Consider the following 26,573-nt stretch of genomic DNA (forward strand, 5'->3'; position numbering starts at 1 on the left):
TCAGCGGGTGGACGACGCGGACTACCTGATGGCCACGATCACCCCGTCCTCGGTTCTGCCGGAAACGCCATCGATCCCGCGCGAGCTCGTCTTCGTGATCGACAACAGCGGGTCGATGGGCGGCGAGTCGATGCGCCAGGCGCGCGCCAGCCTGGTGAAGGCGCCGGACACGCTGGCGCCCGGGGACCGCTTCAATGTGATCCGCTTCAATGACACCACCACCCGGCTGTTCGAGTCCGGTGTGGCGGCCACACCGGCCAATCTCGATATTGCCCGGCGCTATGCCCGATCGCTGGAGGCCGGCGGCGGAACGCAGATGCTATCGGCGGTCGAGGCGGCCCTGTCGACGGCGGTCGAGGATGAGAGCCGCCTGCGGCAGGTGATATTCCTCACCGACGGGGCGATCTCGAACGAAGCCGAGATCCTGGCCATGGTGGGCCGGCATGCCGGCACCACCCGGGTGTTTCCGGTGGGGATCGGCTCGGCCCCGAACAGCTACCTGATGACCCGCATGGCGAGTCTGGGTCGTGGCAGCTTCACGTATATCAGCCGGCCGGCGGATGTCGAGGCAGGGATGACGGCGCTGCTCGAGCGTCTGCGCCGTCCGGTGCTCACCGACCTGGCGGTGGAGACCAGTGATGCCGGGCTGCGCCTGACGCCCCACGCCCTGCCCGATGTCCATGCGGGCGAACCGATCGTGTTGCTGGGTCGGGCCGACGAGCTCACCGGGACCCTGACACTTCGCGGCCGGCGCGGTGGTCAGCCCTGGCAGGCCACCATGAAGCTCGCCCATGCCCAGCCCAGCACGGCCGTGGCCAAACGCTGGGCGCGGCGGCACATCGAAGCCATCGAGGCCGATCGCCTGCTGGGACGGCTCGACACGGCGGCAGCCGATGCGCGGACCGAGGCCCTGGGCATGCGCTTCGGCATTGTCACCCGGCGGACAAGCCTGGTCGCGGTGGATGACACGCCGAGCCGGCCGGACGGGGCGCCACTGACCGAGAGTGATCTGCCCATCAATCTTCCAGCAGGCTGGGATTTCGAGGGACTGTTCGGACGCGACCGGCAGGAATACATCGCACCGGATGGCGGGACGCAGCTGGCCGGCATCGATGGCGCACGCACGGCGATTCCGCTGCCGCAGACGGCAATGAATTTCGCTGGGCCGTTGCATACGGCGCTGCTGCTTACACTGCTCGCGCTTGCCGGTCTCACATTGACCCGTCGCCGGGTCCGTCCGGAGGACAAGTCATGCTGAGTGTGACGACACAACACCAGCCGCAACCGAGGATGCGGTTTCTCGTCCGGGTCCTGCTGATCGTCGTCGCCGCGCTGGGAATGTGGATGGCCGCCCAGGCAGCGGTCATCCCGGCCAAGGCGGTGGTCGCCCAGTTCCTGCTGAACTCGGCCTTCGAGGCATCGCAGACCACCGGTACCGCGCAGAAGCCCTGGCCGTGGGCGGATATGGCGCCGGTCGCCCGCCTGCGAGTGCCCCGCCTGGGCGTGGATCAGATCGTACTGAGCGGTGGCTCAGGCGAGGCGATGGCCTTCGGGCCGACGGTGCTGCCGGGCACGGCAGCGCCGGGTCAGCCCGGCACCACCGTCCTGACAGCCCATCGGGATACGCACTTCCGGTTTCTTCGGAATCTCGAACCTGGCGACAGGATCAGCCTCGAAACTCGGCGCGACGGATTCACGGAGTACGAAGTGGTGGGAACAGAGGTGGTGCGCTGGGATGCTTTTTCGATTCGGCAAGCGGCCGGGGAATCGCGGCTTGCACTGGTGACGTGCTTTCCTTTTGGTAACCAGGCGCCTACGCCGCGGCGATATCTCGTCCACACCTTACGAAGTCAAAGCGCAAATTGAGAGAAGCACTGCATTGGCCAATGGATGGTATACGCACTCCGACCGATTACCGCCGGCGGGTTCTGTATTGCTGTACGTATCGTACAACGAAACCAAAACGGTAACTTTCGTTACTAGGGCATTACACCCACTCGTAACGACATAACGCTGTTACGCCTCTTTGGACCATATGATGTCCGGCTTAAGTCGACCGCGTCATGATCAGGCATATCCTCCTAATCAAATTTGCCTCCGACTTGTCGGGTAGGAATGCAGCCATGTAGTCCACGCAACTGTGGCAACGTAAATGGAGCGTATTCATGAATCTCGACCAACCAATACCCGAAGCCATTTGGAAAGAGACAATTCGTCGTCACCACAAAGATGCGATCTTCTTTCACGAAACATGGGATCCGGAAGGATATTTTTTTGTTGCCTTGATACTGCGCCACCGCCCAACCATGCAGATAATTCAGGACTATATTTTCTCAACAGAGCTTTCTGCGAGCGGCGAATCGGAACGGCTAAACGACCTCTTAGGTTACGACATTATGCAAATGGTGAAACTGAAATGCAGCCATCTAAGCCGAGAAACAGGTGAATCAATACGCTTCATCGGCGATATACCTAACTGCATTGCTATCTGGGATTGTCCTCCTACCTGAATATCAACACAGCGGATATGCGCCGAGGCCTTACCAAGCAACGAGGAAGGGGGTTCTACCGCGTTTTCCGCGGGCGGTTGAGAAAAGGTTAATGCGTTCTTCCGTGCTCTGGCCATCGCGCAGGCCGCGATGGCGCTCGGCCTGCCGAACCCAGTTGCGCAGCGTCTCGGCCGTACAGCCGAACTTGCCTACAATCGAGCCGATCCCCGTCCACTGCGAGGCGTACTCGTCCTAGTGCTCGAACACCATTCGGACCGCTCGCCCGCGGACTTCCGGGAAATAACGTTTGCTTTGTTTCATGGCTCCAGTCTCTCAAGAGTTGGAGCCTCAGAGGAACCCGGGGCGATTCAAGTTGCCGACGGCCGGATCGGAAACATGTTGTCCGCGTCCCCGGTTGGCGCAGACGGTAACTGGCCGGCGGAAGCAGTGCGGGATGCGCTGGATCTATTTCGCAGCAACCGCATGATCGAAGGTTTCATTATCGGAACCTTCGATCGACGCGGCGTTACCACGCGGATGCCCGGCGACGGCGGTAACTTGGAACGTGATGAGGCTACCAAATACCGAGCTTGGGCAAAGACTATAACCTACGAGCATCCGCATACTGCGAAGGCCCTGGATCACCTCGCGGAAGATTATGAACGCGATGCTCAGCGTCACGACGAGGATGCTGAGCGCTTGGATTGGGAGTACTAATCCGGTTAGCCACCGAGACGGATTAGCAGTGGCTACGTATATTCCCGGCCGCGTAGCCTTTCCTGCTGACGCACCCACGCTCTGTCCTCGTCCGTCACGACGGGCGTGATATTGCCGTTTTCGTCCTCGTACAGCGTCGTAACCACGCATAACGGGTCACTCGGGATCTTTTGTTTGATTGACGCGACTTCCTCTCCCCGAAAATCCGTCAGCGGCGGCAGTTCGTTTTCGATGTTCGCAAACATATCCTCGAACAGGCCGGACTTGGAATCCATGACGGCGCGCAACGTTGTCACCCGCGCTCGCTCCGTCCCGTCAGCGAATGACACCGTAAGCCGAGCCGGCAATTCATAGCGCTTGGCCGTCACATGATCCGTGCGCGCCAGCGCCCTGAGCAGCGTCAGTTTCTGCTCGTCGTCCCCATCAACGTTATAGGCGCGCCCGGCCAGGCCATAGACGAGCCCGGTTCCCCCATCGTAAATGGCCCACAGGTTGATGATGAGTTCTGCCATCACTTCTTCGACTGATAATTGTATGCTGCGGAAGCGAAAAAACCCCCGAGTTCCAGAACCTCACGAAGGATGGAGGCAGTGCGTCCCGAGGCGCTATTCGCTTCGAACGATGATATCGCGCCATCCCGAAGTCAAACGCCCGCTACCACAAAGGACACGGCGGCAGGATGGCGCAGATCGGCTAGCCCCAGGCAGCCTGCCGACGCCTGATCCGTTGCCACCTGTCAGGGCTAGGCCGAGCACGCGCGTGGATCATTACCAGCCGGAAAGCGGCGATAAAATATAGCGGACAACAAGGTAACCTAGATCGGTAACCTGGTAGTAACCTTCACCGCCGCGCTTCGTTTCGGCAATCAGATCCAGTCTTAAAAGCTTGTTCTTGTAACTCCGCGCAAGCGCGTCGGTGTCCATTTCCTTTTGCCGACCAATCAGTGTATATCGGTCGCCTTTCAGTATGTTGCTGTGCCGGCGCTCAAATTCATCTTTATCGGGTAATTTCGTGTCTGCGCTTTCCGGGCTTAGCGGCTTTTTCGAACGGGTCGCACTATAAATCAACCAGATCAACTCGGGGTGTATCAACTCGTCGAGGATCCGAAGGATTTTCTGCGTGCGGTAATAATCCAGCTCTTCTTCAGTCATGGAGCGGGCCAGCAGGGAGCCGATAAACTTCCGCACCTCTTCGTCGGTTTCGTTAGCGGTTTGCACCAAACCTTCTTCGAGTAGGGCTCGTCCTTGCTGGCTAGCGAGATTCGCCTCAAGTACGGATTTCTCGTGCTTGAGTACGTCGATCTCATGCTGCATCTGCTGCATTTGCCGAACTACTCGGTCGAACCGCTGGTTCGGTATTGCGTTTGCCACGACTTCAGCAGCGACCGGTGCCAAGCCCGGCGCACATACGCTTGCAATCGCCCCGACAAGTCTTGTGTATGACACAAAACGGTCAGAGTTGTTCGGCTCAAGATCTTCCATAGTCGCAAATTAACGACTCAGGCATGTTGCCGGCGTGTGGTGCTCTCAGGTTGCCAGCCTGCCACAGTCTCGGTGATCCAGCCTTGGTGGTTCAGTTGTTGGTCGATCCAGCTAGTGAAGTAGTTACCGGGGCGAACGTCCATGGCTGGGTCGATATCGTTGTGCCATTGGCGTACCCACGGGAGTTGTTCGTGGATGGCGGCGAGTAATGGAATCAGGCGGGGGAGCTGCGTATTCCGAGTGATCGTGACCGATTCCGGGGGTTTGTCCGGAATAGCCGCCAACGCGCTGGAAGCCTGGAGGTTTTTCCGGCATACCTCGTCGCTTTTTGCCAAGCGGGAGACAAAGTATGCCGACACCGAGGGTTCCCATGCGAAAGATCCACGAGGTCCTGCGTCTGAAGTGGCAGGCGGGCTTGTCTCACGCCAAGATCGCCCGGGCGGTTGGGCTGTCCAAGGGCGCGGTAGCCAAATACGTCAGCCTGGCCGCGGCCCAGGGCATTGGCTGGCCGACGGGGCTGAGCGAGACCGAACTCTCGAGGCGCGGCTGTTTCCGGGCGCGCTGTCGGTGTCGGACCGGCCTTAGCCGCGATGCACACCGAGCTTATTCGCTGGTGGCCACCGCGCCAATCCATTGCGCCGCAACATGTGACATTACCCAGCGGATCGCTAGCGTGTCGCGCGTGATCGGCTGGCGCCAAGTATCGAGGCACTTGATGCGCATTCGCCATGCGGCAGAGACCTTAGTTGTCTGACGTTGTTTAGCGACCGGCGCCTGATCGACCTGGATGTTGACCCGCTCAGGGTCCGTCAGTCCACGCGCCCGTTCGACTTCGCCCGGCCCGTCGAGCTGCATGCGGCCGCGCTCACGTTCACTGGCATGAATCCATTTGTCGAGCAGCCACGCATAGTCATCCGGGCGGTTGGCCTTCAACGCGGCCAGCCATTCGCACAATGTGGCCGCCGCGTGGGTGGCCGTTCCAGCGGCCAGGCGCGGCGGCAGCCAAACACCTGGCTGCGTTTGCTCCAAAGGGTGGCGAGGCACGCTGGAGCCGGCTTTGCCTGTGGGTACCGAAGCCAAACCCTCCAGGCCCCGCTTCGAGACTCCCACCACCGCGGCTTGTCGCAGTAACTGCCCGTCCCGCAGTGACCGGTCGATGGCTTCGAGCTCATCGAAATTAATGGCGTCGCCGGTCGCCGAAGATGACGTTTCCGTGTCCACGGCGGCTGGGTTGGCCGGCAGGGGCGTTTCATCGCGCTCAATGCCGGCATCGGCGCATTTGCGTTCGATCCGGTCCCGGAGGAGCCGATTGATCTCATGGCGCCGGGCATCACCATCCGCCGTGTGCACCGCGTTATCCCGAGCCGTTGCCACCCAGCGCTGCACGCTCGCCCGGCTGGCGATGCGGTTCTCAAAGCTCCTGGTTATGTCGAGCGTATCCCGCGCCTTGAGCGCGCCGTACAAGGCGATACAGAGCGTATGCACGTAATGGCGGATCGTCGTGGTCGGGTGCGAATGGCCCAGCAGCGCCGCCACGGCACGCAGACCCTGGCCGGCGTCACCCTCGTTGCCCAGCAATCCGCTGATGCGCTTCTCGTCGATGATCAGGTCCTGAACCCAGGGCAGCTCGTCGGCTACGCCACCCAGGCACGCGGTATCGTGCAACAGCGTGAGTGCGAGGCGGCTGCCCAACGTATGCCGTAGGTGATGCGAACCGAGGCTGTTGTCCTGCGTAACCTGCTTGATCAGGCGGTTGATGGCGTCGTGGAAATTGTCCGGGTTGACCGGTCCGCTTGCATCAGGATCGATCAACCGGCCCTGGTTCGCTTGCCCCGCGTCGTTCAGCCACCCTCGGGTTTGCGGCTCGGCAAAGGCAGCGGGCAACACCCTTTCCGCCCAAGCGGTTTTCAGGCCATGATCGTCGTAAGCCTGGACACGCATCAAGTCCTGCTGCCAATCGACGCCGCGCAGGCCAACACTTTCGGAACGGCGCATACCATACGTGGCCATCAGCTCGACATGTCGGGCCGCGGCAATCCGCAAGGCCGAATTGCCGATCCCGGATTTGGCTGACGGGATGGTCGACGCCAGGGCGGTGAGTTCGTGCTGCCCCAGGATTTTCGCCGATACCGATCTCTCCGGCGGTTGCCCCAGCCGCCCGATCGTGAAGCCGGCATGATCGGCCTGTTCATCAGCCAGAAAAGCGTGAAACTGAAACCATGCACCGTGCTGGACCTTTTCGGGAAAGTGCTCGCGGCCGACCTCCGCCAGTGCGGCGAGCGTGCTGTCGTCGATCACCCCGGAGGTCCCGATCGTATGGCCGAGCACCGCGTAGGCCACGATTTTCACGCGGCTCACGTAATAGCGCTTTTCATGCGCTCCGAAGCGCGCCCCGCCCTTGCCCCGGGAGCGTTCCAGTAACCAGAGAGCGAAGTTACAAAGCAAATGCTCGGTGGCAGATGCCGGTTGATACTTGCGGATCAGGCGCTGCCACTCCGATTTGAGACGACCCTTGTGGTGCACCAGGGCGCGTAGAACCGGCGGAGCTACATCGGCCGGTAGGTCGGTGGCACCGAGGTCGAGTTCCTTGAATACCGGCAGCGCCTGCTCTTCGCCGGCTTGCGGAGTGGCGCGGGGCGCTAGGCCCGCTAGGCGGCGCAGTTCCCGGTCATCGATATCCTCACTGAATACCGCCCCGCGGGCGTAGGCCGCGATCACCGGGGCCGTCTCGCACATCAGCCACTGCACTGCGGCTTCGGTCATGGCTGCTACAGTGACTTCGAAACGCCCCGCCCCGATGGCCCGCAGATAGGTGTTCATTGCGGTCTGGACACGAGTGCGTCGGTTCTTGGGCCCGGATTCCCGGTTCTCCGGGGACAGCGGTGGTAACAGCTGGTTGCGAATGGTTTCCCGCTCGATCGTGAGATAGGCCGCCGAGAAAACGTCGAGCAACACCGTGCGCCGCATCGGTTCCCGGCTGGTCTCACTGGTTACCGGAAAGATCATCACGCGCAGCTCGCCCACCGCCAGAATGGGACTGCCCGCACGCAGGGCCTGTAGCCATGCCTCCAGCAGCGCCCAGCGGGTCAGGCCCAGCCGCCAGATGCCGATCATTACCAGGCGACCCAACTCGACACGGTTGCGGCGCAGTTGCTCGGATTCGTTCGTCGGTGCAAACCGCGAAGGTAGTTGTGCCAAGTCCCGGTGAAAGGCAGGCAATACCGATTTCTGGAGATACGCCAGCGTCCGCAAGCCAGCGGCATTCAGCAAGAACCTGTTGGCGAACAGTGGGCGCGGCCGCATAGCGAACAGCGGGATACGCCGTTTTTGGCGCACAAAGGCGCAGGCGGCTTCGGCGATTTCACGCTGGTCTTCCGTGGTGCCCTGGTATCGGCCCACCGCCTTGCGCACCAGTTCCAACGCGATTTCGCGCGGGCAGTCCCGATTCGGGTCGACAAGCCGGTCCAGCTTATCCTCGTCAGCCTCTCGCAGGATGGGCTCGACATCGATGGTCTTGGCCGGTGACGGCGCCGGTTTCGAGGCACTCTTTCCGGCGGACGCAACGGGTCGCTGCCCGGGCAGCCGCTGGGCGTCAGTATCCACGCCTGCTGGCCGAATCACCGTGAAACCGAGCTCGTGTTCCAGTGTCGCCTGCACGGTGAGCCACGCCCGGCGAAACCCACCGGTGTCCAGCGTGCTCGTAACATGCCAAGCGTGGCGCCCCCGCGCCCAGTGCCCCATTCCCGCGTCACGGAACCGCCCCGCCAGTCCGGTCGTCTCCGAGCGCACCAGTTTTCTCCCCCAGTTCGACGGCAGCGGCGTGAGCTGTTCGTCTTCCTCCTGATACTTGGGCTGAAACGGCACAGCCCCTTTGCTGACATGGATGTACTGGAGCCGGATTGCCATGCCGCCATCGGCGGTTACAACAGGATTCAGTGCGGGGGACTGCAACGATACGGCGTCTGCGAAGGCGACATACGCACGAATCTGCTCCCGTAAGCTTTCCGTGAGGGGAACCAACCGATCAGTGGATCCATCGGGGCGACGCTTGTCGGCCACCAGCGCCCAGTCGCCGGCGAGCAGGACGCTCGGCACCGGCTCCCGTGTCTTGCGTCCGGCGGTGCCCAGTCCCAACCAGTACGACAGGTACAACACGAGCAAATTGAAAACCCGGTACCACTCGCCGTTGGCCTCGGCAGTATGAAGCCGCTGCTGAATCTCGGCGAAGTAGGCTCTGAGACTGGCGGTGTCGAAGGCATGCACGGCCCCGGCATACGGCTTCGGCGCGGCCGCGCTCCTGCCGGCGGGCAGCGAGCCCACCAGCGTCTCGGCCGCTGCACGCCACCAGTGCTCGGCGCGGGCGACATCGTAACTGGCGTAGTGGATCACGTTCTGGGCGTTGGCTTCCGAACCATCGGTGATGAGTTTCTGCAAACCCAGATCACCGCGCGACTGCTCCCCGAGTGCCCGCACCAAGGCGTGGCGTACCCCCTTTTCCGTGACCTTCAAGGTAGCCGGTAAGCCATTGAGGTATGCGCGGGCGCGGGTCGCAATCGCCTGCCCCTGTTTGGCCTGGCCCGGACCGATCGCAGCAACCAAAGGTTGCCAACCCGCCGGCAAGGGCAATGTGAGGACCTGATCGATCGGCTTGCAGAACGGCGACGAGGCGGGTTTGTTGCGCAACTTCGGCTGGCCCGCGCGGATGGACAGGCGGTGATATTGCAGGCTGATCACGATCGGGTTGTCAGCGTCCGCCCTGCCCCCGCCCTCGACAATGAAAGGACGGGCGACTTCCATCAGAGCGCGCCCGGTTAGCAGGCTCAGCCCTATGGCCAGGCGCGCACAATGTGTGAGCCGATCACCGCCAGCAGTCGTGTCGGCGATCAGTGCCAGAACCGTCTGCAACGCAGACCGCGACAGGGTCGACCGATCCCAGGGAAGCTGCGCATTCTTGTACTCGATGGCGTTCTGCATTCCTTTGGCCGCGTAATAGCCGTTGATCAGGTCGTCACGGTCAGCCAAAAACAGGGAAAACGCGGGCTCGGCCTGGTCCTCCTCCTCCGGGTCGTCATCCGCGGGATCGCGGTCCGCGTCCTCGTAGGTGGCGTCGTCGGATCGTTCCAGGAAATCAACCACGGTGCCGGCATGGACCTCGTCCTCATCGGCACGGTTGTGGAGCTCGGTCAGACGCGCCCCACGGATAATCCGCGGGCGTCCAATTTGCCGACCGCCACTACCCCCTCCCGAGCGGCGGGTGACCCCGGCCCGCAGATCCAAGTGCTTACCCCAGACGGTTGTCAGCAACAACGCCATCGGCTGAGGCAGTAACGCACCAATTCGCGCGGCCTCTGTATCCAGGGCCGTCTCATCAACACCGAGTTTATCGACCGCGTATCGGTGTAACCGGCTACGCTCCTTACCACCGGACACGCGGTTCAGGCGCGCAAACAGGGTCAACGCCAAACTGCGGTCGGCATTCAGTTCGAGACCGCAAGCCGCCAGGTCACGCAGCTGTGTTTCGTTGCTCGAATCAGTGAGATGGCGCAGCGCCAGGAAGCTGTTGTACAAACGCGAACCATGGCGCTGTTTCCGAAGTTCCTGGCTGCTTGCCAACAGATAGTCCGCATACTGCTGATGAGTGGTGTGGGCCACATGAAATCGCTGTGCCTGCCACAACAGCCACGCCGCCAGCCTTGTGTAGGCGGGGGAGTCCACGCCTTTCGCCGGTTGTGTGAGCAACAGCTCACCGATAACCGAATCACCGGTCAGGGGCCGCAAGGGGGTCCAAGGGTTCCTGTAGCGAGCCAGGCTCGCCCCCGTGAGCTCTTCGTCCTCGATCACCAAGTCAGCAATAGCGTCCAGCAGACTCAGTCGACTGGCGTCGTCGGTCTGGTCCGGCAGGCTCGCCAGCTCCGGGTGGTGTCGGCGCCAATCCCTGAACTCGCGGGCCAGGGGGATAACGGCAGTTAACGTCCTGGGCGCGCGCAGCACATACAGGGCGTCTACCAGCGCACTTTTCGAACAGCCCACATGGTCGGTCAGCCGATCGAGCCGCTTGTTCACGAAGCCCTCTCGATCAGCCGGGCACTCCACGCACGGCTATACCCCGATAGCAATTGGGCATCCGGGAGTTTGCCAGCCGCGATGGCCGTTCGACGCCGGTTCGCGTCGAACAACGGGCGCATGACGTAATCGATCGCCTGACACATTTCAGCCAGCGTCCGCTGATGCGCAGTACGTTTGGCGAGGACCCGGACCCACACGGTCTGATCCGCGAGCAGTAGGCGGGCAATCAGCGCCGTGGTGTGATTGGCAAGGACACGTCGATGACCAGCCCGATCAGGTGGTGTCACCACCGGCGGCGCCCACTCCAAGGCCGACCAAACCAAAGATTCGGGCAAGCTATGCACGAATGACCGCGTTGCGGGTAGCGGATGAATAGCCAACGGACCCGACTCGGCCCATGCCATGCTTCGGGCCGAAACGCGAAAATTGCCGGGTACCAGACGTCGGGTCCAGCGCTTCGCCGCGGGGAGAGCCGGGTTGAGATCTAGATCCGCGAGCAGACGTGATGCTACTTGGACAGATAGGCCGCAAAGAAGGAAGGCGCGTTTCTGAGGACCACGGCGCTTGCGGTATGGTTCGCCGCAGAGCAGATCGTGCAACTGGGCGACCTCGATGCGCCTGCCACTCCGGCACCTGAGATGCGGCGCGAGCTCAAAGCGAAGACTGTTTGGTAGGTTTTGCAGCATCTAGCTGCTGCCCGACGGTCAACCTATCGTAGACTTTCACCGCCTCAATAGGAACGTGTCAAGCGGGGTAGATCGGGTTAACTAGATCACGATCGAAAAAGGCCTTGTCGGTTTTTTTGCTTTTACTAAGAGCATTTACGCCGACTTAAACCAACTGCCGCCAATTACTGCTTACTACCCAGTTCGGCTTATGAGCGACGAGCTGCCAGACTGCTCCACCCCGCAACCGGTGAGCGAGAATTATAAACATCGGCCCGACCCCGCGCAACCGGTAGCGGAAAATAAACCGAGGAATAATGGGTTAGGGCTCGGCCGGGCGGATGTCGTATAGCCGAATCAGGCAAGGCCTGGCCATGCCTCGACCTGCATCAGCTGGATTCGGCGCCCTCATGAAATCGTCCATCGCATGCAGCCAGACGCCGCAGACGCAATGACGGACGGTAACGGTCGTCGCCATGGGCGGCCTGGAGATGATTCAGCACCCGCAGGACGAACGCCGACCCGAGCCGATCCGCCCAGGTCAGCGGGCCGATCGGGTAATTGACGCCGAAGCACATGGCGTCGTCCACGCTACGGGCATCGGCAATACCTTCGTGAACGGCGTTGGCACCTTCGTTGGCCAGCATCACGGCGGTACGCAAGACCAACAGACCCGGCGCATCATCCAGCCAGCTCACGGCCAGACCCGCGGCCTGGAATACGGCCGCGGCGGCGGCGCGGGAGATATCGGCGGTAGTATCCGCGGCTGCCAGCGCGATGCGGCTGGCACTGCCGTAATCCAGGGCCAGGTCGAAGACGACCAGATTGTCCAGCCCCTCAGTCACCGCCCGTTCAGTGGCCAAACGGCCGTCGGACAGCAGCAGGGTTGCCCCGGCCACCTCGATAGTTTCGCCGCCACCATCGATCAGCGCAATCGTGACGCCGGCGGTGCGCAGGCGCTCGGCCAGAGGCGCAAGCAGGCCCTGCTCGCCGCCGCTGGTGATGATGGTGACCGACTCCGGCGCGGGGCGCGGATCCGCTGATTGCGGGGACGGTAAGCCGGCGTCCTCGCCGTAGCCGTAGAAGCCCAGACCGCTCTTGCGCCCCAGCCGGCCGGCGTCGACCAGTTCCCGTTGCACCAGCGACGGCCGGTACCGGGCATCGCCGTGGAAGGCGTGGAACACGGTGGTAGTAACCCTGGCGTTCACATCCTGGCCGATCAGGTCCATCAGCTGACATGGCCCCATGCGAAAGCCGCCGCATTCGCGCATCAGCGCGTCGAGCGTGGCCGCGTCGGCCACCTGCTGCTCGAGCAGATTGAGGGTTTCGGCATAGAACGGCCGGGCCACCCGATTGACGATGAAACCCGGGGTGTTGCGGGCATGGACCGGCACCTTGCCCCAGGCTTCGGCGGTGGAGAATACGGTGTCGGCCACGGCCGGATTCGTGGCCAGACCGGAAACGATTTCGACCAGCTTTAGCACCGGCGCCGGATTGAAGAAATGCATGCCGACCAGGTTCTGCGGGCGCGTCAGGCCGGCGGCGATGGCCGTCACCGACAGCGAGGAGGTGTTGGTGGCCAGAATCGTGTCGGCGCCACACAGCCCTTCAAGCTCACCGAAAACCTGCTGCTTGACCGACACATCCTCGACGATGGCCTCGATCACCAGGCTGGCATCGCCCAGATCGGCCAGCGAGGCCGCCGGCTGCAGACGGTTCAGGATGGCATCGCGTGCGGCGGCGTCGAGCTTGCCTTTCGCGACCCGGCCGTCAAGCTGGGCCGCCACCCCCTCAATACCACGAGCCACGGCCCCGTCGACGGCATCGAACAGGCGCACCGGGTGGCCCGCCTGGGCCGCCACCTGGGCAATACCCGCCCCCATGGTCCCGGCGCCAATCACCGCCACCGTTCGATCCGCTGCCAACGCCTTGCTCACCGCCCTACCTCATGCAATGGGAAACTCGAAGCGTCTTCCATCACCGCCCCCGGAAGACCGGTTTGCGTTTCTCGAGGAAGGCCGCAATCCCCTCGTTGCGATCCTCGGAGGCGGACAGCAGCGCCAGGCACTGGCGCTCAAAGTCGAGACCCGCGCTCAGTGGCGTCTCGAACGCCTGATTCAGCGCCTTCTTGGCCGCCGCCAGGGCCAGCGGCGCATTGCCGGCGATATCCGCGGCGACTTCCAGCGCCCGCGGCAATGCCTTGTCGGCCGGCACCGTTTCGGCCACCAGTCCCCGGCGCTCGGCGGTGGCCGCGTCTACCCGCATGCCGGAGAGCACCATCTGCATGGCAAATGCCTTGCCCACCGCCCGGATCAAACGCTGGGTGCCGCCCGCGCCCGGCAGAATGCCGAGCTTGATCTCGGGCTGGCCGAACACGGCATCCTCGCCGGCAATCAGAAGATCGCAGGCCAGTGCCAGCTCGCAGCCGCCGCCCAGGCAATAGCCGTTCACGGCCCCGATCAGCGGCTTTTCGAAATCGGCGATGCGCTGCCACTGCGCCGGGCGCCCGCTACGCCAGACCCCGACCGCCCCGAGACTCGCCATTTCGCGAATGTCCGCGCCGGCCGCAAAGGCCTTGCTGTCACCGGATATCACCACGGCGCCCACCGTCTCGTCGGCGGCCGCGACGGCCAGGGCGTCGGCGATTTCCGTCAGCGTCTGCGTACGCAGTGCGTTACGCACCTCCGGCCGATTTATGCGGATATGGCAGACACGTTCGGCCGGCCGGGTGACGTCGATGTCGTCGTATGTCATGTCGATCACGGGCGTTGTGGGTCAGACACGTTCGATCACCAGGGCAATGCCCTGACCGACGCCGATACACATGGTGCACAAGCCGTAGCGGCCCCCGCCGGTTTCCAGATAATTCAGCGCAGTGGTCGCCAGACGGACGCCCGAGGCGCCGAGCGGATGCCCGATGGCGATGGCGCCGCCGTTGGGATTCACGTGCTCGGCGTCATCGGCGACGCCCAGGTCCCGCAACACCGCCAGTGCCTGCGCCGAGAACGCCTCGTTGAGTTCGATCACATCCATGTCCTCGATCGACAGTCCGGCCAGGGCAAGTGCCTTGCGCGACGCCGGCGCCGGCCCCATGCCCATGATGCGCGGTTCCACCCCGGCAACGGCGGCGGACACGATACGGGCTCTCGGCGTCAGGCCGTACGCATCGACCGCCGTACGGCTGGCAATCAGCGCGGCACCGGCACCATCGTTGATACCGGAGGCGTTGCCAGCGGTCACGCTGCCATCGGGCCGCACGATGGGTCGGAGTTTCGCCAGCGCATCGATATCGGCATCGGGACGGGGATGTTCATCGCGTTCGAAGCGCAGCGGATCGGCTTTCCGGCGGGGCACGTCGACCGGCACGATCTCCCGAGCGAAAAACCCCGCCTCATCCGCTTTCGCCCAGCGCTGCTGGCTGCGGACGGCGAACGCGTCCTGATCCGCGCGACTGACCTGAAAATCGTCAGCCACATTCTCGGCGGTTTCCGGCATCGAGTCGATCCCGTACTGCGCCTTGAGCGTCGGATTGACGAAGCGCCATCCGATCGTGGTGTCGTACATCTCAGCGTTGCGGGAATACGCGGTTTCCGCCTTGGGCATAACCAGCGGCGCCCGCGTCATGCTTTCCACGCCGCCGGCAATCACGAGATGCATTTCCCCGCACTTGATCGCGCGGGCGGCGGTCGCGATGGTGTCGAGACTGGACCCGCACAGGCGATTCACCGTGCTCCCGGGCACGTCCATCGGCAGCCCCGCCAACAGCGCTGCCATTCGCGCCACATTGCGATTGTCTTCCCCCGCCTGATTCGCAGACCCGTAGAGGACATCGTCGAGCCGGGACCAGTCGACACCCGAGTGACGCGCCATCAGCGCCCTGATCGGTATCGCTGCCAGATCATCGGCCCGAACCGTGGCCAGCGAACCGCCGAAGCGGCCGAAAGCCGTCCGCACGGCATCACAAATGTACGCGTCGTTCATGAGGTCTCGTTACGTTGCAGTGATCAGGCGATCCGGCGTTTGTCGATCACGCGCCTGGCCTTGCCCACCGAGCGCTCGATTGACCCGCAAGCGGCGATCTCGATATCCGCGCTGGTGCCGATGTAACTCTTGATATTGTGCTTGAGTTGCCCGGCCGAGGTTGCCGCGGCGTCATCGGATAGCGGCAGCCCACCTCGCGGTTCCACCAGCACCTTGATGCGATCCATCTTGTCCTGACGCGATACCTCGATCACGTAGTGGGGCGACAACTCCGCCTGCTTGCAGATCAGCTCCTCGATCTGGGAAGGAAAGACATTGACGCCCCGGATGATCAGCATGTCGTCCGACCGGCCGGTGATTTTCTGGATACGGCGCATCGACCGGGCCGTCGGCGGCAGCAGCCGCGTCAGATCCCGCGTGCGATAGCGGATCACCGGGAATGCTTCCTTGCTCAGGGACGTGAAGACCAGCTCCCCTTCCTCGCCGTCCGGCAGCACCGCGCCCGTGACCGGATCGATGATTTCCGGATAGAAATGATCTTCCCAGATCACGGGGCCGTCCTTGGTCTCGACGCATTCACTGGCGACACCCGGCCCCATCACTTCCGATAGACCATAGATATCCACCGCATCGATCCCGCAGGCGGCCTCGATTTCGTGCCGCATCGCGTTGGTCCAGGGCTCGGCGCCGAAGATGCCGATCTGCAGCGAACTCTCCCTGGGGTCCATGCCCTGGCGATGGAACTCGTCGACCAGGTTCAGCATGTAAGAGGGTGTCACCATGATCACGCGGGGCTGGAAGTCCCGGATCAACTGAACCTGCTTTTCGGTCTGCCCGCCGGACATCGGCACCACGGTGCAGCCAAGCCGCGCGGCGCCATAGTGGGCACCCAGCCCGCCGGTGAACAGGCCGTAACCATAGGCAATGTGGACGATGTCGCCGGGCTTCCCGCCCGCGGCGCGAATCGAGCGGGCAACCAGGTTTGACCAGGTATCGATGTCGTTCGCGGTATAACCCACCACCGTGGGCTTGCCGGTGGTGCCACTGGAGGCATGGATGCGTACCACCTGTTCGCGCGGCACGGCGAACAGACCGAACGGGTAGGCATCCCGCAGGTCCTGCTTGGTGAGAAACGGAAAACGGGCAAGATCGGACAAGTCCCCGACATCGTCCGGCCGGACGCCCGCCTCGTCGAACGCTTTCCGATAATGCGGCACATTGTGATAAGCACGCTGCAGCGTCGCCTTGAGTCGCTCGAGCTGCAGTGCCGACAACTCGTCACGACTTGCCGTTTCGATCGATTCCGGACGCCCGTGATCGGTGGTCATTGTTGTCTCTCCTCCTGGTCCGTTTACCGGCATGCCGGCGACGGGCTGCTTATTCGATCGTGCTCCCGCTGATACGACGGGACTTTCCCCGAAACAACGCAATGGTTTCCCCGTTCTGGTTGGTAACCCGTACGTCGTAGATACCGCTCCGCCCCATGGCGGCCTGCTCCACCGCCTCGGCGGTGAGCACGTCGCCAACCCCGGCCGGATGCAGGAACTCGATACCGCAGCCGGCCGCCACGGTCTTTTCGTTGAAACGGTTGCAGGCGAACGCGAATGCCGAGTCCGCCAGCGAAAAGATCACGCCGCCATGGCATGTCCCCACCGCCTGGGTCATGTCGGCACGCACTGTCATGCTCACGCATACACGAGCCGCGCAAACCTCCCGGATCGACATGCCGAATGCCTGGCTGGCGGCGTCCCGCGCATACATGGCGGCTACCACGCGGGCGGCGAGTCCGTCGCGATCCGGGTCAGTTGCCATGGAAGTCGGGCGTTCTTTTCTCGACGAAGGCCGCGACCCCTTCACGATAGTCGTGACTGCGACCCAGCTCGCGCATGGTGTCGCGCTCGAGATCCAGCTGGGCGTCGAGCGTGTTATCGGCGCTGCGGTAGATCAGCCGCTTGGTCTCCGCCAGCCCGCGGGTGGGTGCCGCGGCCAGATGACTCACCAGACGTTCGACCTCCTCGATGAACGCGTCATCCGGGATCGATTTCCAGATCAGCCCCCAATCGGCGGCCTGGTCGGCGGACAGGACGTCGCCCAGCATCGCCAGGCCCATCGCCCGGGCCGTGCCGACCAGGCGCGGGAGAAAATAGCTACCGCCGGTATCCGGAATCAGCCCGAGCTTGCAGAACGGCTCCATGAACTTGGCCGATGCCGTGGCAACCACCAGATCGCAGGCCAGTGCCAGATTGGCGCCGGCGCCGGCGGCGGTCCCGTTGACCGCGCAGACCACCGGCATTGGCAGGGAACGTATACGGCGTACCAGCGGCGCATAGTATTTCTCCACCGAGGCACCGAGATCCGGTGGCGCCTCGCCCGGTGCCACGTGCCTGTCGCCGAGATCCTGGCCGGCACAGAATCCGCGACCGGCCCCCGTCAACAACAGAACCCGGAGGTTCTCGTCGGACGCGACCGTCGACAGCGCAGACGCCAATGCCTCGTGCAGCTCGACGTTGAAACTGTTGAGCTTCTCGGGCCGGTTCAGCGTGATTCGCGCAACCGGTCCGTCGATATCCAGAAGCACCACATCGGACGTCATTGTTGTCTCCCCCCGCGGTGAGTGACTCAGGCCGCCGTCGCGACCATCGTGAGAACGTCGTACTGGGCCACCGGCTCGCCATCCTGATTGGTCACAACCGTATCCCATCGCACCTCGCCATAGCCGGCACCCTCGCGGAGATTCTTCTCCTTGCAGGTGAGTGTGACGCTGAGTTCATCACCCGGATAGGCGGGCGTCATGAAACGAAGATTGTCGACGCCGTAGTTGGCAAGAACCGGGCCCGGCTCGGGCGCCACGAACAGACCGGCGGCCAGCGACACGATGTAGTACCCGTGCGCCACACGGCCGTCGAAGAAGGGATTGGCTTTCGCCGCTTCCTCGTCCATGTGGGCGTAGAAGGTGTCGCCGGTGAACTCGGCAAAATGCTCGATATCCTCGATCGTGATCGCTCTGGGCCCCGCCTTGACCGAATCCCCGATCCGCAGGCTGTCGAAATCCTTCCGGAACGGATGCTCGCCCTCGCGGCGCGACGCGCCGGGCATCCATCGCCCGGTAATCGCGGACAGCATGTCCGGTGATCCCTGTAATGCGGTGCGCTGCATGTAATGGAAAACGCCGCGCACGCCGCCCAGTTCTTCGCCGCCCCCGGCCCGTCCGGGGCCGCCATGGACCAGCGTCGGCATCGGGGATCCGTGCCCGGTCGACTCTTTCGCGCAGGTTCGATCCACCACCAGCAAGCGGCCATGGTGCGAGGCCGATCCCATCACGACCTCGCGGGCAAAATCCGTATCGGCGGTAAAGATCGAGCCCACCAGACTGCCCTGCCCGAGCCTGGCCAGATTCGCCGCGTCCGCCGCGGACTTGTACGGCATCACGGTGGACACCGGCCCGAAGGCTTCCACATCGTGAACCGGGCTGCCGGCAACGGGCGACGCGCAATGCAGAATCAGCGGGGACATGAAGGCACCGGCATCGCCATCCGCGCCACGTGGATCGCATCGATCCGGATTGCCATAAACCAGTTCCGCGGCCCCCAGCAGATCCTTGACTCGCTCACGCACTTCCTGCCGCTGATCCAGACTGGACAGGGCGCCCAGTGTTACACCCTCGTCGCCGGGGTGCCCCAGAACAACCTTGTCTTCAATGCGCTTGCTCAGGGCATCAATGACCGGCGCCACCAGCGACTCGGGCACCATGACCCGGCGAATGGCGGTGCACTTCTGGCCCGCCTTGACCGTCATCTCGCGGACGACTTCCTTGATGTAGAAATCGAATTCCGGCGTCCCCGGCACCGCGTCCGGACCCAGGATGCTGCAGTTGAGCGAGTCCGCCTCCATCGAAAAGCGCGTGGCGTTGTTGACGATCGACGGGTGACAACGCAATTTCCGGCCGGTCTCGGCGGAGCCGGTGAACGTCACCACGTCCTGCCCGGTGACGTGATCGAGCAAATCGCCGACACCGCCACAGATAAGCTGCACCGCGCCGGCCGGGAGCAGTTCCGACTCGATCATGCGGCGGAACATCAGTTCCGTCAGATAGGCAGTCTGACTCGCCGGCTTGATGATGGCGGGCATGCCGGCGAGAAGATTCGCCGCCAGTTTTTCCAGCATTCCCCAGCAGGGAAAATTGAACGCGTTGATGTGAACCGCGGCGCCCTCGAGCGGCACCCAAACGTGTTGCCCGATGAAGCTGCCACCACGGGACAGCGGTTCCATCTCGCCATCGATGACGGCGTGCCCGTTCGGCAGTTCGCGGCGCCCCTTGCCGCTGTAGGCGAACAGGGTGCCGATGCCGCCATCGATGTCGACCATCGAGTCCACCCGCGTGGCGCCGGTTTCCGTCGACAACGTGTAGAACTCGTCCTTGTGCTGACTGAGGTGCTTGGCCAGTGCCTTGAGCATGATCGCCCGCTGATGGAACGTGCAGGCGCGGAGGTTGGGGCCACCCGTATCCCGGGCGTAGGCCAGCATCCCGGCGTAATCCAGACCGCCCCGGGCAATGTCCGCAACCGGTTTGCCGGAGACCGCGCTCAACAGCGTCGTAGTTCCTCCCCCGCCGGACTGCCACTGCCCCTGGGCGTAACTGTGTAGCTTCATTTTCAGGTCTCTTGATCGAAATCCAGAACAACACGATCGCTGACCGGATAACTCTGGCAGGCCAGCACGAATCCGCGCTCTATCTCGTAATCCTCCAGGGCGAAGGCGGCATTCATGTCCACCTCGCCTTCGACCACCTTGCAGCGACAGGTGGAACAGACCCCCGCCTTGCAGGAGTAAGGCAATTCCACCGACTGTACGAGTGCCGCGTCGATCAGATTGTAACGACCCCGTTCAGCGGAGAAGACTCGCTTGCGGCCGTCAAGAATCACATCAATCTGGCTTTCGCCGTCCACCAAGCTTTGCTGCGCCGACTCGTTGTGCGATTGACGACGAGCGGCATCCTGCGCACTGGTGGCAAACAGTTCCATCTTGATGTCCGTCTTGGGCACGCCGTGGGCCTGCAATGCCTCGCTGACGTCGTTCATCATGTCGAGAGGCCCGCAGACGAAGGCCGTGTCGATATCCCCCGGATCGAGCCAGAGCCCCATCAGCGCATCGACACGCTCCCGGTCGATGCGGCCGTTGAACAGATCGATGTCCATCTGCTCCCGACTCAGAATGAAGACAAGCCGGAAGCGCTCGATGTAACGGTCCTTGAGGTCTTCCAGTTCTTCCTTGAACAGCACTGAACTCGCCGCCCGGTTGCCGTAGAAGAGCGTGAAACGACTCTCGGGCTCGGCTATAAGCGTGGTCTTGATGATGGAAAGAATCGGCGTAATCCCGCTGCCGGCAACGAAGGCGACGTAGTGCCTGGCGTTTGACTCGGCAAGATCGACACGGAACCTGCCCGATGGCGGCATCACGTCGAGGTCCATCCCCGGCGACAGTTCATCATTTACCCAGTTGGAGAACAGACCGCCGTGGACCCGCTTGACCGCAACCCGGAGCGTGTTGTCCTGCACGGCCGAGCATATGGAGTAGCTCCGGCGGACCTCCTCGCCCTCGAATTCGCGGCGCAGGGTCAGATGCTGCCCCTGCAGGTACTGGAATTCGTCTTGCAGGGACACCGGCACGTCAAGGGTCACGACCACGGCATCGCGTGTCTGGCGCTCGACCGAACCAACCTGGAGGCATCGGAACTGATGCATCAGTGTTCCTTGAAGTAGTCGAAGGGCTCCAGGCACGCCTGACACCGATAGAGCGCCTTGCAGGGCGTCGAGCCGAACTGACTGACAGGCTCGGTGGCCGAAGACCCGCAGTGCGAACACGCAATAACCTTTTCGCGCCGGTGCATGATTCGGCTGATGTCGATGACCTGCTCCGCGCGGCAGGCCGGCGGCGCAATGCCGTAATCCCTCAGCCGTTCGCGGCCGCGCTCGCTCAGCCAGTCGGTGGTCCAGGCCGGCGACAGGCGCGTTTCCAGGCGAAAATTCTCGACGCCGAGATCACGGACCGCATCGCTGATGCTTTCCTCGATCACCTGAATCGCGGGGCAACCCGAATAGGTCGGCGTGACCACCACCGTCAGCTCGCCCTCACCCCAGGCAACATCACGAATAATCCCCAGATCCACGACCGAGATCACCGGAATCTCGGGATCCATCACCGCTTCAAGTCGCGACCAGACTTCCGCCTCCGTTGGCGGGCGTTGCTTGGTTGTCACCATGCCGGTCACCACTCGGCATTCGGATGCGCGCGGCGCAGCCCCTGCATCTCGGCAAGCAGGCAGCTCAGGTGTTCGCTGTGCTGACCGGCGGTACCCCATCGGGACTGTGGTCGGTCGGGTACCGACAGGGTCGCCTCCGTCATCACCTCGCCGACATGACGCGACCAGGGTTCCTGCAGTGCTGATAATTCGGGCGCAATACCGGCCTCGACCAGCAGCGCATGATCCGGACCGGCCTCGAACAATTCACCTACATACGACCACTGGCGCTCGAGCGCTGCCTGCATCTTCTCGTGGCTTTCCGACGTGCCGTCACCGAGCCGAACCACCCAGTCGCAGCTGCGCTCGACGTGATAGCGCACCTCCTTGATCGATTTGCCGGCGATGTCGGCCACCGTCTGATCCGAGGATTCGGTCAGCTGCGCCAGCAACAGGTAATGCCAGACATCGAAATAGAACTGCCGGGCCATGGTGTCGCCGAAGTGGCCGTTGGGCTGCTCGACCAGTACCAGGTTGCGGAACTGATGGGCGTCCCGGAAGTAGGCAAGACTATCCGGGTCGCGCCCCTTCCCTTCCATCGCCCCGGCATGGGCCAACCAGTTCTGCGCCTGCCCGATCAGGTCCAGTGCCACGTTGGTGGTCGCGATATCCTCTTCCAGGGACGGGCCATGACCGCACAGCGCAGAAAGCCGCTGCCCGAGGATCAGGCAGCTGTCGCCGACACGGAGCATGAAGTCGAAGGTTGCGTCGCTGACCGTCATCGGCATGCTCAAATATTCTTGACGTCGTCCGGCATCGGATAGAACGTCGGATGCCGGTAGACCTTGGAGCGCGAGGGGTCGTAGAGGGCATCCTTGTCGTCCGGACTCGAGGCGGCGATGTCGGCGGCTCGAACCGCCCAGATACTCACGCCCTCGTTGCGGCGCGTGTACACGTCACGCGCATTCTGAATCGCCATCTCGGCATCCACGGCGTGCAGACTGCCGACGTGCTTGTGCGCCAGGCCGTGCTGGCTACGCACGAAGACTTCCCAGAGCGGCCACTCTTTCATGATCGCGCCCTCACGCCGCGACGGCCGACTTGGGCGCCCGATCAAAGGCCGTTGAAACAGACTCATGGCGCGCCTGGCGCTTCTCGGCATAGGCAACCGCGGCATCACGCACCCAGGCGCCGCCGTTGTGCGCCGACCGCCGGGCCTCGAGTCGCTCGCGGTTGCAGGGGCCGTTACCTTTCAGCACCGCCCAGAATTCGCCCCAGTTCGGCTCACCGTAGTCATAGTGGCCCCGGTCCGGATTCCACGTGAGATCCGGGTCGGGAATGTCCAGACCCAGATAGCTGGCCTGCTCGGCGGCTTCATCAATGAATTTCTGACGCAGTTCATCGTTGGAGAACAGCTTGATGCGCCACTGCATGGACTGTGCGCTGTTCACCGAATCCTCGTCGCGGGGGCCGTGCATCATGACCGACGGCCACCACCATCGATTCAGGGCGTCCTGGGCCATTGCCCTCTGCGCCTCGGTGCCCCGGCTCAGCACCATCATGATGTCGAAGCCCTGGCGCTGATGAAAACTCTCTTCCTTGCAGACGCGGACCATGGCCCGCGCATAGGGACCATAGGAACAACGGCAGATCGGCACCTGGTTGATGATCGCCGCCCCGTCGACCAGCCAACCAATGGCGCCGATGTCGGCCCAGGTCAGGGTGGGATAATTGAAGATGCTCGAGTACTTGGCCTTGCCGGACAGCAGATCGGCAATCATGTCTTCCCGCGATGCCCCGAGGGTCTCCGCCGCGCTGTAGAGATAAAGCCCGTGCCCGGCCTCGTCCTGCACCTTGGCCAGCAGAATCAGCTTGCGGCGCAGGGATGGTGCCCGGGTGATCCAGTTGCCCTCCGGCAGCTGGCCGATGATTTCGGAGTGGGCATGCTGGGAAATCTGCCGAATGAGCGTCTTGCGATAGCCCGCCGGCATCCAGTCCTTCGGCTCGATGCGGATATCCTGATCGACCCGGTCCTGGAAGGCCTGCTCCTCGGCGGACAGCTCATCTCGGGCCCGGAGCCTGTTCACGCCGGTATCAACGTTCTGTGCATACATGTGCCACACCTCCGGAATGATCCCGCATGGCATCCGGGCGGTCAGGCCCGGATGCGTGCTACGCCACGGACATTATGATACCGTTTTTATGTTGTCAATAATATTTCCGTATCATTTTTTAACGCATTGTTATCGCTTGCCTATCCTGGGAGATTTCAGAGTCTCGTCCGACGAACGATCACTGCCCGACGCCCCGCATCTGCCATGAACCAATCGCTACAACGGCATATCGACGACCTTGTGCACCGCGCCCGACCGCGCGCGAAGTCGCTGATCGTGTCGCTGCTAGGGGATGTGATCGAACCGCGTGGCGGTTCGTTCTGGGTGGGGACACTCATCAACCTGATGGCGCCGTTCGACGTCAACGAACGTTCCGTGAGAACGAGCCTGCAGCGGCTGACACAGGAAGGTTGGCTTGATGCCGAGCGGCATGGCCGCCGCAGCCGTTACCATCTGACCAGGACGGGTCGGGCAAGAATTCTTCAGGCACGGCGCCGGTTCTACGAGCCCCCGCTCGATCAGTGGCATGGACAGTGGCTTGTCGCCTTCGCGCCGCCCGGCTCCCTGCAGGGCTGGCAACGATCACGCCTGCGACAGCTCCTCGACTGGGAGGGCTACAGCATGATCGCGTCGGGATTGTTCGTTCACCCGCTGGGCTCGAGAGAAACCATGGCGGAGATCCTCTCGGAGCTGGAACTGGAACAGAAGGTCTTCGTGTTCGTGTCCGAGTCGATTGATGCACCGACGCTTCGCACATTGCGGGACGGCATCAGCGATTTCTGGGACCTGGAAGACGCGGAAAGCCGTTACCTCGACTTCGAAAGCCACTTTTCGAACTGGCTGCCAGTCCTCGAGGACGACCGCGGCGATAGTCGGCCGGCGCAGTATTTCCAGACTCGGTTACTGGCCATTCATTTGTTCCGGCGGGCATCACTCCATGCGCCGCGCCTGCCTTCGTCGTTGTTCCCGTCCGACTGGGCCGGACTGAGAGCCTATGAGACCTGCCGCTCGCTGTACCTGCGTGCTTGGGCAGGCGCCGACGAGTATATTGAAGCCGTCAGGGCAGAGGCCGGGGAACCCGCAGCCGAACTGGACCGGGAGTTCTTCGAGCGATTCGGGGGGTTACGCGACCGGGATCGCGTCGGCTCGCAGAGCAGAGCTAATGAATAACAGGCCAGGAATCCGTTCGGGCGGGGACCCGGTCATCCCGGCTGTTGTCAGCGAATGGCCTCGAAGGCACGCAGCACGTCGCTGCGGGTGATGCGTCCGACCAGCCGATTCTCGTCCATTACGGGGAGGGACTTGATCGAGGTATTCCGGAAGATGCGGGCCACCTGCAGGATGGAGGCGTCGGACTCCACGGTCATGGCTTCAGGCGTCATCAGTTCCCCCACCTTGCCGCCCCAGTCCTCGTGGTAACTGGCGTCCATGGCCACCTGCAGGCAGTCCTTCTCCGACAGATAGCCGACGATGTTGCCCAGCTTGTCGATCACCGGCGCGCCGGTGATCTGGTTTTCCAGCAACAGGTGAATGGCGCGCAGTACGTCCATGTCGGGACTGAACGTGACCAGCGGCGCGGACATGTAGTCGCGCACCGTCACCGAATGCAGCATCAGCGAGAAGCTCCGCGTTCGCCGGACTCGCAGCTGCCCTGACAGGGGCAGTCGCCTTCGGTGTTCAGGCCGCCGCAGCTGCCCTTGATCTCGCGGCCCGAAACCATGACGCCGACGGCCATGGCCGACACCGCCAGCATCATCACCGCGAATACCACCAGAAATGTCGTCATTGCTTGACCTCCGTCAGGCGATCGAATGCCTTGGTCGTGACTAAAGTATACGCATCCTCTTCACCCCGGATAAACAGCACCGCCAACTCGTGCTCCCGGGCGAATGCCATCCCCGTCTCGGGCTCCATCACCAGCAGCGCGGTCGCCAGGCCGTCGGCCATCTCGGTACTGTCGTGCAGCACTGTCACCGAACGCAGATCATGGGTGACCGGCCGCCCGGTGTCCGGATCGATGGTGTGCGAAAAGCGCTGGCCGTCCAGCTCGAAGAAGTCCCGGTAGTCGCCGGAGGTCGAAATGCCCTGGCCGTCCAGCGGCACCACCTGGGAGATGTCCCGCCGGCCCGCCACTGGCGCTTCCACCCCCACCTGCCAGGCGCGTCCGTCGGGGTTGTGGCCCTGGCCGTACAACTCGCCGCCCAGTTCCACCAGGAAGCGTTCCAGACCGCGGTCGGTCAGGAGGTCACGCAGCGTATCCACGCTGTAGCCCTGCGCGATACCGGACAGTTCGAGCTGTGTCTCCGCCGCGGACTTGCGCAGGCCCGGGGGCGTCAGCCTGACCTCGAGACCGGACACGCCGGTTGCCGACATGGCCTGATCGATGGCCGCGACCTCCGGGACGTTCTCCGGCGGTACCGCGCCGGGCCCGAACCCCCACAGGGCCAGGACCGGCTTCAGGGTGATGTCAAAGCTTCCGTCGGTGGTTTCCCCCAGCGACAACGACCGCTGCACCAACCGCGCCAGCATCGCGGACACATCGACCCACTGGTCCGCGCCAGCATGATTGAACCGGCTGATATCCGAATCGTCCTGCCAGGTCGACAGCGCCGCATCGATATCGCTCAGCCGCTGGCGAATCGCTTCGTCGAGTTGATCGCGGAATACGCCATCGGGCGGGTCGACCACGGTCACGGTATAGGTCGTGCCCTGGGCCGGCCCGGTCAGCCGCCATACCTCCGGCCCGGGCTCGGCGCAGCCGGCGACCAGCAGACCGGCAGCGGCCAGGCAGAACAACTGCCGGGCCAGGTGCAGGCGCATGG

General features: G+C 63.2%; 24 protein-coding genes and 2 pseudogenes. 6 read left to right on the top strand and 20 right to left on the bottom strand.

All coding sequences use genetic code 11. The features are described from left to right. The 3 genes from RM532_RS03140 to RM532_RS03150 form a co-directional block, all read left to right on the top strand. Positions 1-1,258 (top strand): VWA domain-containing protein (locus RM532_RS03140; protein WP_311651681.1); only part of this gene is annotated, 1,258 nt, incomplete at its 5' end. Continuing rightward, complete coding sequence (locus RM532_RS03145; protein WP_311651682.1) at positions 1,252-1,866, top strand: class GN sortase; 615 nt, start codon at positions 1,252-1,254, stop codon at positions 1,864-1,866. The genes RM532_RS03140 and RM532_RS03145, both read left to right, overlap by 7 nt. 299 nt (positions 1,867-2,165) lie before the next feature. Next, positions 2,166-2,510, top strand: a complete 345-nt coding sequence (locus RM532_RS03150) for a hypothetical protein (protein WP_311651683.1) — start codon at positions 2,166-2,168, stop codon at positions 2,508-2,510. 93 nt (positions 2,511-2,603) lie between these two features. Here the strand turns inward: RM532_RS03150 and RM532_RS03155 are convergent. After that, a pseudogene (locus RM532_RS03155) lies at positions 2,604-2,810 on the bottom strand (transposase); the annotation flags it as partial. A gap of 75 nt (positions 2,811-2,885) precedes the next feature. Here RM532_RS03155 and RM532_RS03160 point away from each other — a divergent pair. After that, positions 2,886-3,206 carry a hypothetical protein gene (locus RM532_RS03160; protein ID WP_311651685.1) on the top strand — a complete coding sequence of 107 codons (321 nt, stop codon included), beginning with the start codon at positions 2,886-2,888 and terminating at the stop codon, positions 3,204-3,206. Positions 3,207-3,238: 32 nt separating this feature from the next. Here the strand turns inward: RM532_RS03160 and RM532_RS03165 are convergent, their stop codons facing one another. The 3 genes from RM532_RS03165 to RM532_RS03175 form a co-directional block, all read right to left on the bottom strand. After that, complete coding sequence (locus tag RM532_RS03165; RefSeq protein WP_311651686.1) at positions 3,239-3,718, bottom strand: hypothetical protein; 480 nt, start codon at positions 3,716-3,718, stop codon at positions 3,239-3,241. Between the two features lie 255 nt (positions 3,719-3,973). Continuing rightward, complete coding sequence (locus tag RM532_RS03170) at positions 3,974-4,687, bottom strand: hypothetical protein (RefSeq protein ID WP_311651687.1); 714 nt, start codon at positions 4,685-4,687, stop codon at positions 3,974-3,976. A gap of 17 nt (positions 4,688-4,704) precedes the next feature. Further along, positions 4,705-5,046, bottom strand: coding sequence for a DUF7008 domain-containing protein (locus RM532_RS03175; protein WP_311651688.1), 342 nt, complete (start codon positions 5,044-5,046; stop codon positions 4,705-4,707). Here RM532_RS03175 and RM532_RS03180 point away from each other — a divergent pair. Further along, a pseudogene (locus RM532_RS03180) lies at positions 5,037-5,198 on the top strand (winged helix-turn-helix transcriptional regulator); the annotation flags it as partial. The gene RM532_RS03175 and the pseudogene RM532_RS03180 overlap by 10 nt on opposite strands. Before the next feature lie 92 nt (positions 5,199-5,290). Here the strand turns inward: RM532_RS03180 and RM532_RS03185 are convergent. The 13 genes from RM532_RS03185 to paaA form a co-directional block, all read right to left on the bottom strand. After that, complete coding sequence (locus tag RM532_RS03185) at positions 5,291-10,750, bottom strand: site-specific integrase (RefSeq protein ID WP_311651689.1); 5,460 nt, start codon at positions 10,748-10,750, stop codon at positions 5,291-5,293. Positions 10,751-11,807: 1,057 nt separating this feature from the next. After that, entirely contained in the window at positions 11,808-13,355 is a 1,548-nt protein-coding gene (paaH, locus tag RM532_RS03190) for a 3-hydroxyacyl-CoA dehydrogenase PaaH (protein WP_311651690.1), read from the bottom strand. A 40-nt stretch (positions 13,356-13,395) separates the two neighbouring features. Beyond that, a complete protein-coding gene (locus RM532_RS03195) occupies positions 13,396-14,172 on the bottom strand; it encodes an enoyl-CoA hydratase-related protein (protein ID WP_311651691.1) in 777 nt (258 codons plus the stop codon). 21 nt (positions 14,173-14,193) lie between these two features. After that, positions 14,194-15,399, bottom strand: coding sequence for a 3-oxoadipyl-CoA thiolase (gene pcaF / locus RM532_RS03200; protein WP_311651692.1), 1,206 nt, complete (start codon positions 15,397-15,399; stop codon positions 14,194-14,196). 23 nt (positions 15,400-15,422) lie between these two features. Beyond that, on the bottom strand, positions 15,423-16,727 hold the full coding sequence (gene paaK, locus RM532_RS03205) for a phenylacetate--CoA ligase PaaK (protein ID WP_311651693.1): 1,305 nt from the start codon (positions 16,725-16,727) through the stop codon (positions 15,423-15,425). A 49-nt stretch (positions 16,728-16,776) separates the two neighbouring features. Then, positions 16,777-17,211 (bottom strand): hydroxyphenylacetyl-CoA thioesterase PaaI, encoded by a 435-nt coding sequence (paaI, locus tag RM532_RS03210; protein ID WP_311651694.1) that lies wholly within the window; start codon positions 17,209-17,211, stop codon positions 16,777-16,779. After that, positions 17,201-17,992, bottom strand: a complete 792-nt coding sequence (gene paaG, locus RM532_RS03215; RefSeq protein WP_311651695.1) for a 2-(1,2-epoxy-1,2-dihydrophenyl)acetyl-CoA isomerase PaaG — start codon at positions 17,990-17,992, stop codon at positions 17,201-17,203. Before paaG ends, paaI begins: the two co-directional genes overlap by 11 nt. A 26-nt stretch (positions 17,993-18,018) precedes the next feature. Next, positions 18,019-20,049: a phenylacetic acid degradation bifunctional protein PaaZ gene (gene paaZ / locus RM532_RS03220; RefSeq protein WP_311651696.1), complete on the bottom strand. Its 2,031-nt coding sequence runs from the start codon at positions 20,047-20,049 to the stop codon at positions 18,019-18,021. 2 nt (positions 20,050-20,051) lie between these two features. After that, a complete protein-coding gene (gene paaE / locus RM532_RS03225; protein WP_311651697.1) occupies positions 20,052-21,140 on the bottom strand; it encodes a 1,2-phenylacetyl-CoA epoxidase subunit PaaE in 1,089 nt (362 codons plus the stop codon). Then, positions 21,140-21,658, bottom strand: a complete 519-nt coding sequence (gene paaD, locus RM532_RS03230) for a 1,2-phenylacetyl-CoA epoxidase subunit PaaD (protein ID WP_349255260.1) — start codon at positions 21,656-21,658, stop codon at positions 21,140-21,142. Before paaD ends, paaE begins: the two co-directional genes overlap by 1 nt. Positions 21,659-21,663: 5 nt before the next feature. Beyond that, positions 21,664-22,419, bottom strand: a complete 756-nt coding sequence (gene paaC, locus RM532_RS03235; protein WP_311651699.1) for a 1,2-phenylacetyl-CoA epoxidase subunit PaaC — start codon at positions 22,417-22,419, stop codon at positions 21,664-21,666. 8 nt (positions 22,420-22,427) lie between these two features. Further along, positions 22,428-22,712 carry a 1,2-phenylacetyl-CoA epoxidase subunit PaaB gene (gene paaB / locus RM532_RS03240; RefSeq protein ID WP_349255261.1) on the bottom strand — a complete coding sequence of 95 codons (285 nt, stop codon included), beginning with the start codon at positions 22,710-22,712 and terminating at the stop codon, positions 22,428-22,430. A 7-nt stretch (positions 22,713-22,719) separates the two neighbouring features. Next, a complete protein-coding gene (gene paaA, locus RM532_RS03245; RefSeq protein WP_311651702.1) occupies positions 22,720-23,751 on the bottom strand; it encodes a 1,2-phenylacetyl-CoA epoxidase subunit PaaA in 1,032 nt (343 codons plus the stop codon). Positions 23,752-23,955: 204 nt separating this feature from the next. On the opposite strand from paaA, the gene RM532_RS03250 reads away from it, so the two are divergent. Then, positions 23,956-24,921 (top strand): PaaX family transcriptional regulator, encoded by a 966-nt coding sequence (locus tag RM532_RS03250; protein ID WP_311651703.1) that lies wholly within the window; start codon positions 23,956-23,958, stop codon positions 24,919-24,921. A 47-nt stretch (positions 24,922-24,968) separates the two neighbouring features. Here the strand turns inward: RM532_RS03250 and RM532_RS03255 are convergent, their stop codons facing one another. Genes RM532_RS03255 through RM532_RS03265 form a run of 3 tightly spaced genes read right to left on the bottom strand, consistent with a single transcriptional unit; the run spans position 24,969 to position 26,571 of the window. Beyond that, positions 24,969-25,364, bottom strand: coding sequence for a CBS domain-containing protein (locus RM532_RS03255; RefSeq protein WP_311651704.1), 396 nt, complete (start codon positions 25,362-25,364; stop codon positions 24,969-24,971). Further along, a complete protein-coding gene (locus tag RM532_RS03260; protein WP_311651705.1) occupies positions 25,364-25,537 on the bottom strand; it encodes a hypothetical protein in 174 nt (57 codons plus the stop codon). The genes RM532_RS03255 and RM532_RS03260 overlap by 1 nt, the downstream gene beginning before the upstream one ends. Then, positions 25,534-26,571: an FAD:protein FMN transferase gene (locus tag RM532_RS03265; protein ID WP_311651706.1), complete on the bottom strand. Its 1,038-nt coding sequence runs from the start codon at positions 26,569-26,571 to the stop codon at positions 25,534-25,536. The genes RM532_RS03260 and RM532_RS03265 overlap by 4 nt, the downstream gene beginning before the upstream one ends. Positions 26,572-26,573 lie beyond the last annotated feature (2 nt).

It is taken from the genome of Spectribacter hydrogenoxidans, assembly GCF_031846275.1.
In the GTDB taxonomy this organism is placed as follows: Bacteria; Pseudomonadota; Gammaproteobacteria; order Nevskiales; family Salinisphaeraceae; genus Spectribacter; species Spectribacter hydrogenoxidans.

Bases quoted from the DNA above. Each gene is read 5' to 3' on its own strand.
- RM532_RS03145 (WP_311651682.1), top strand. From the start codon at position 1,252: ATGCTGAGTGTGACGACACAACACCAGCCGCAACCGAGGATGCGGTTT.
- RM532_RS03150 (WP_311651683.1), top strand. From the start codon at position 2,166: ATGAATCTCGACCAACCAATACCCGAAGCCATTTGGAAAGAGACAATT.
- RM532_RS03160 (WP_311651685.1), top strand. From the start codon at position 2,886: ATGTTGTCCGCGTCCCCGGTTGGCGCAGACGGTAACTGGCCGGCGGAA.
- RM532_RS03165 (WP_311651686.1), bottom strand. From the start codon at position 3,718: ATGGCAGAACTCATCATCAACCTGTGGGCCATTTACGATGGGGGAACC.
- RM532_RS03170 (WP_311651687.1), bottom strand. From the start codon at position 4,687: ATGGAAGATCTTGAGCCGAACAACTCTGACCGTTTTGTGTCATACACA.
- RM532_RS03195 (WP_311651691.1), bottom strand. From the start codon at position 14,172: ATGACATACGACGACATCGACGTCACCCGGCCGGCCGAACGTGTCTGC.
- pcaF (WP_311651692.1), bottom strand. From the start codon at position 15,399: ATGAACGACGCGTACATTTGTGATGCCGTGCGGACGGCTTTCGGCCGC.
- paaK (WP_311651693.1), bottom strand. From the start codon at position 16,727: ATGACCACCGATCACGGGCGTCCGGAATCGATCGAAACGGCAAGTCGT.
- paaI (WP_311651694.1), bottom strand. From the start codon at position 17,211: ATGGCAACTGACCCGGATCGCGACGGACTCGCCGCCCGCGTGGTAGCC.
- paaG (WP_311651695.1), bottom strand. From the start codon at position 17,992: ATGACGTCCGATGTGGTGCTTCTGGATATCGACGGACCGGTTGCGCGA.
- paaZ (WP_311651696.1), bottom strand. From the start codon at position 20,049: ATGAAGCTACACAGTTACGCCCAGGGGCAGTGGCAGTCCGGCGGGGGA.
- paaE (WP_311651697.1), bottom strand. From the start codon at position 21,140: ATGCATCAGTTCCGATGCCTCCAGGTTGGTTCGGTCGAGCGCCAGACA.
- paaD (WP_349255260.1), bottom strand. From the start codon at position 21,658: ATGGTGACAACCAAGCAACGCCCGCCAACGGAGGCGGAAGTCTGGTCG.
- paaC (WP_311651699.1), bottom strand. From the start codon at position 22,419: ATGACGGTCAGCGACGCAACCTTCGACTTCATGCTCCGTGTCGGCGAC.
- paaA (WP_311651702.1), bottom strand. From the start codon at position 23,751: ATGTATGCACAGAACGTTGATACCGGCGTGAACAGGCTCCGGGCCCGA.
- RM532_RS03250 (WP_311651703.1), top strand. From the start codon at position 23,956: ATGAACCAATCGCTACAACGGCATATCGACGACCTTGTGCACCGCGCC.
- RM532_RS03255 (WP_311651704.1), bottom strand. From the start codon at position 25,364: ATGCTGCATTCGGTGACGGTGCGCGACTACATGTCCGCGCCGCTGGTC.
- RM532_RS03260 (WP_311651705.1), bottom strand. From the start codon at position 25,537: ATGACGACATTTCTGGTGGTATTCGCGGTGATGATGCTGGCGGTGTCG.
- RM532_RS03265 (WP_311651706.1), bottom strand. From the start codon at position 26,571: ATGCGCCTGCACCTGGCCCGGCAGTTGTTCTGCCTGGCCGCTGCCGGT.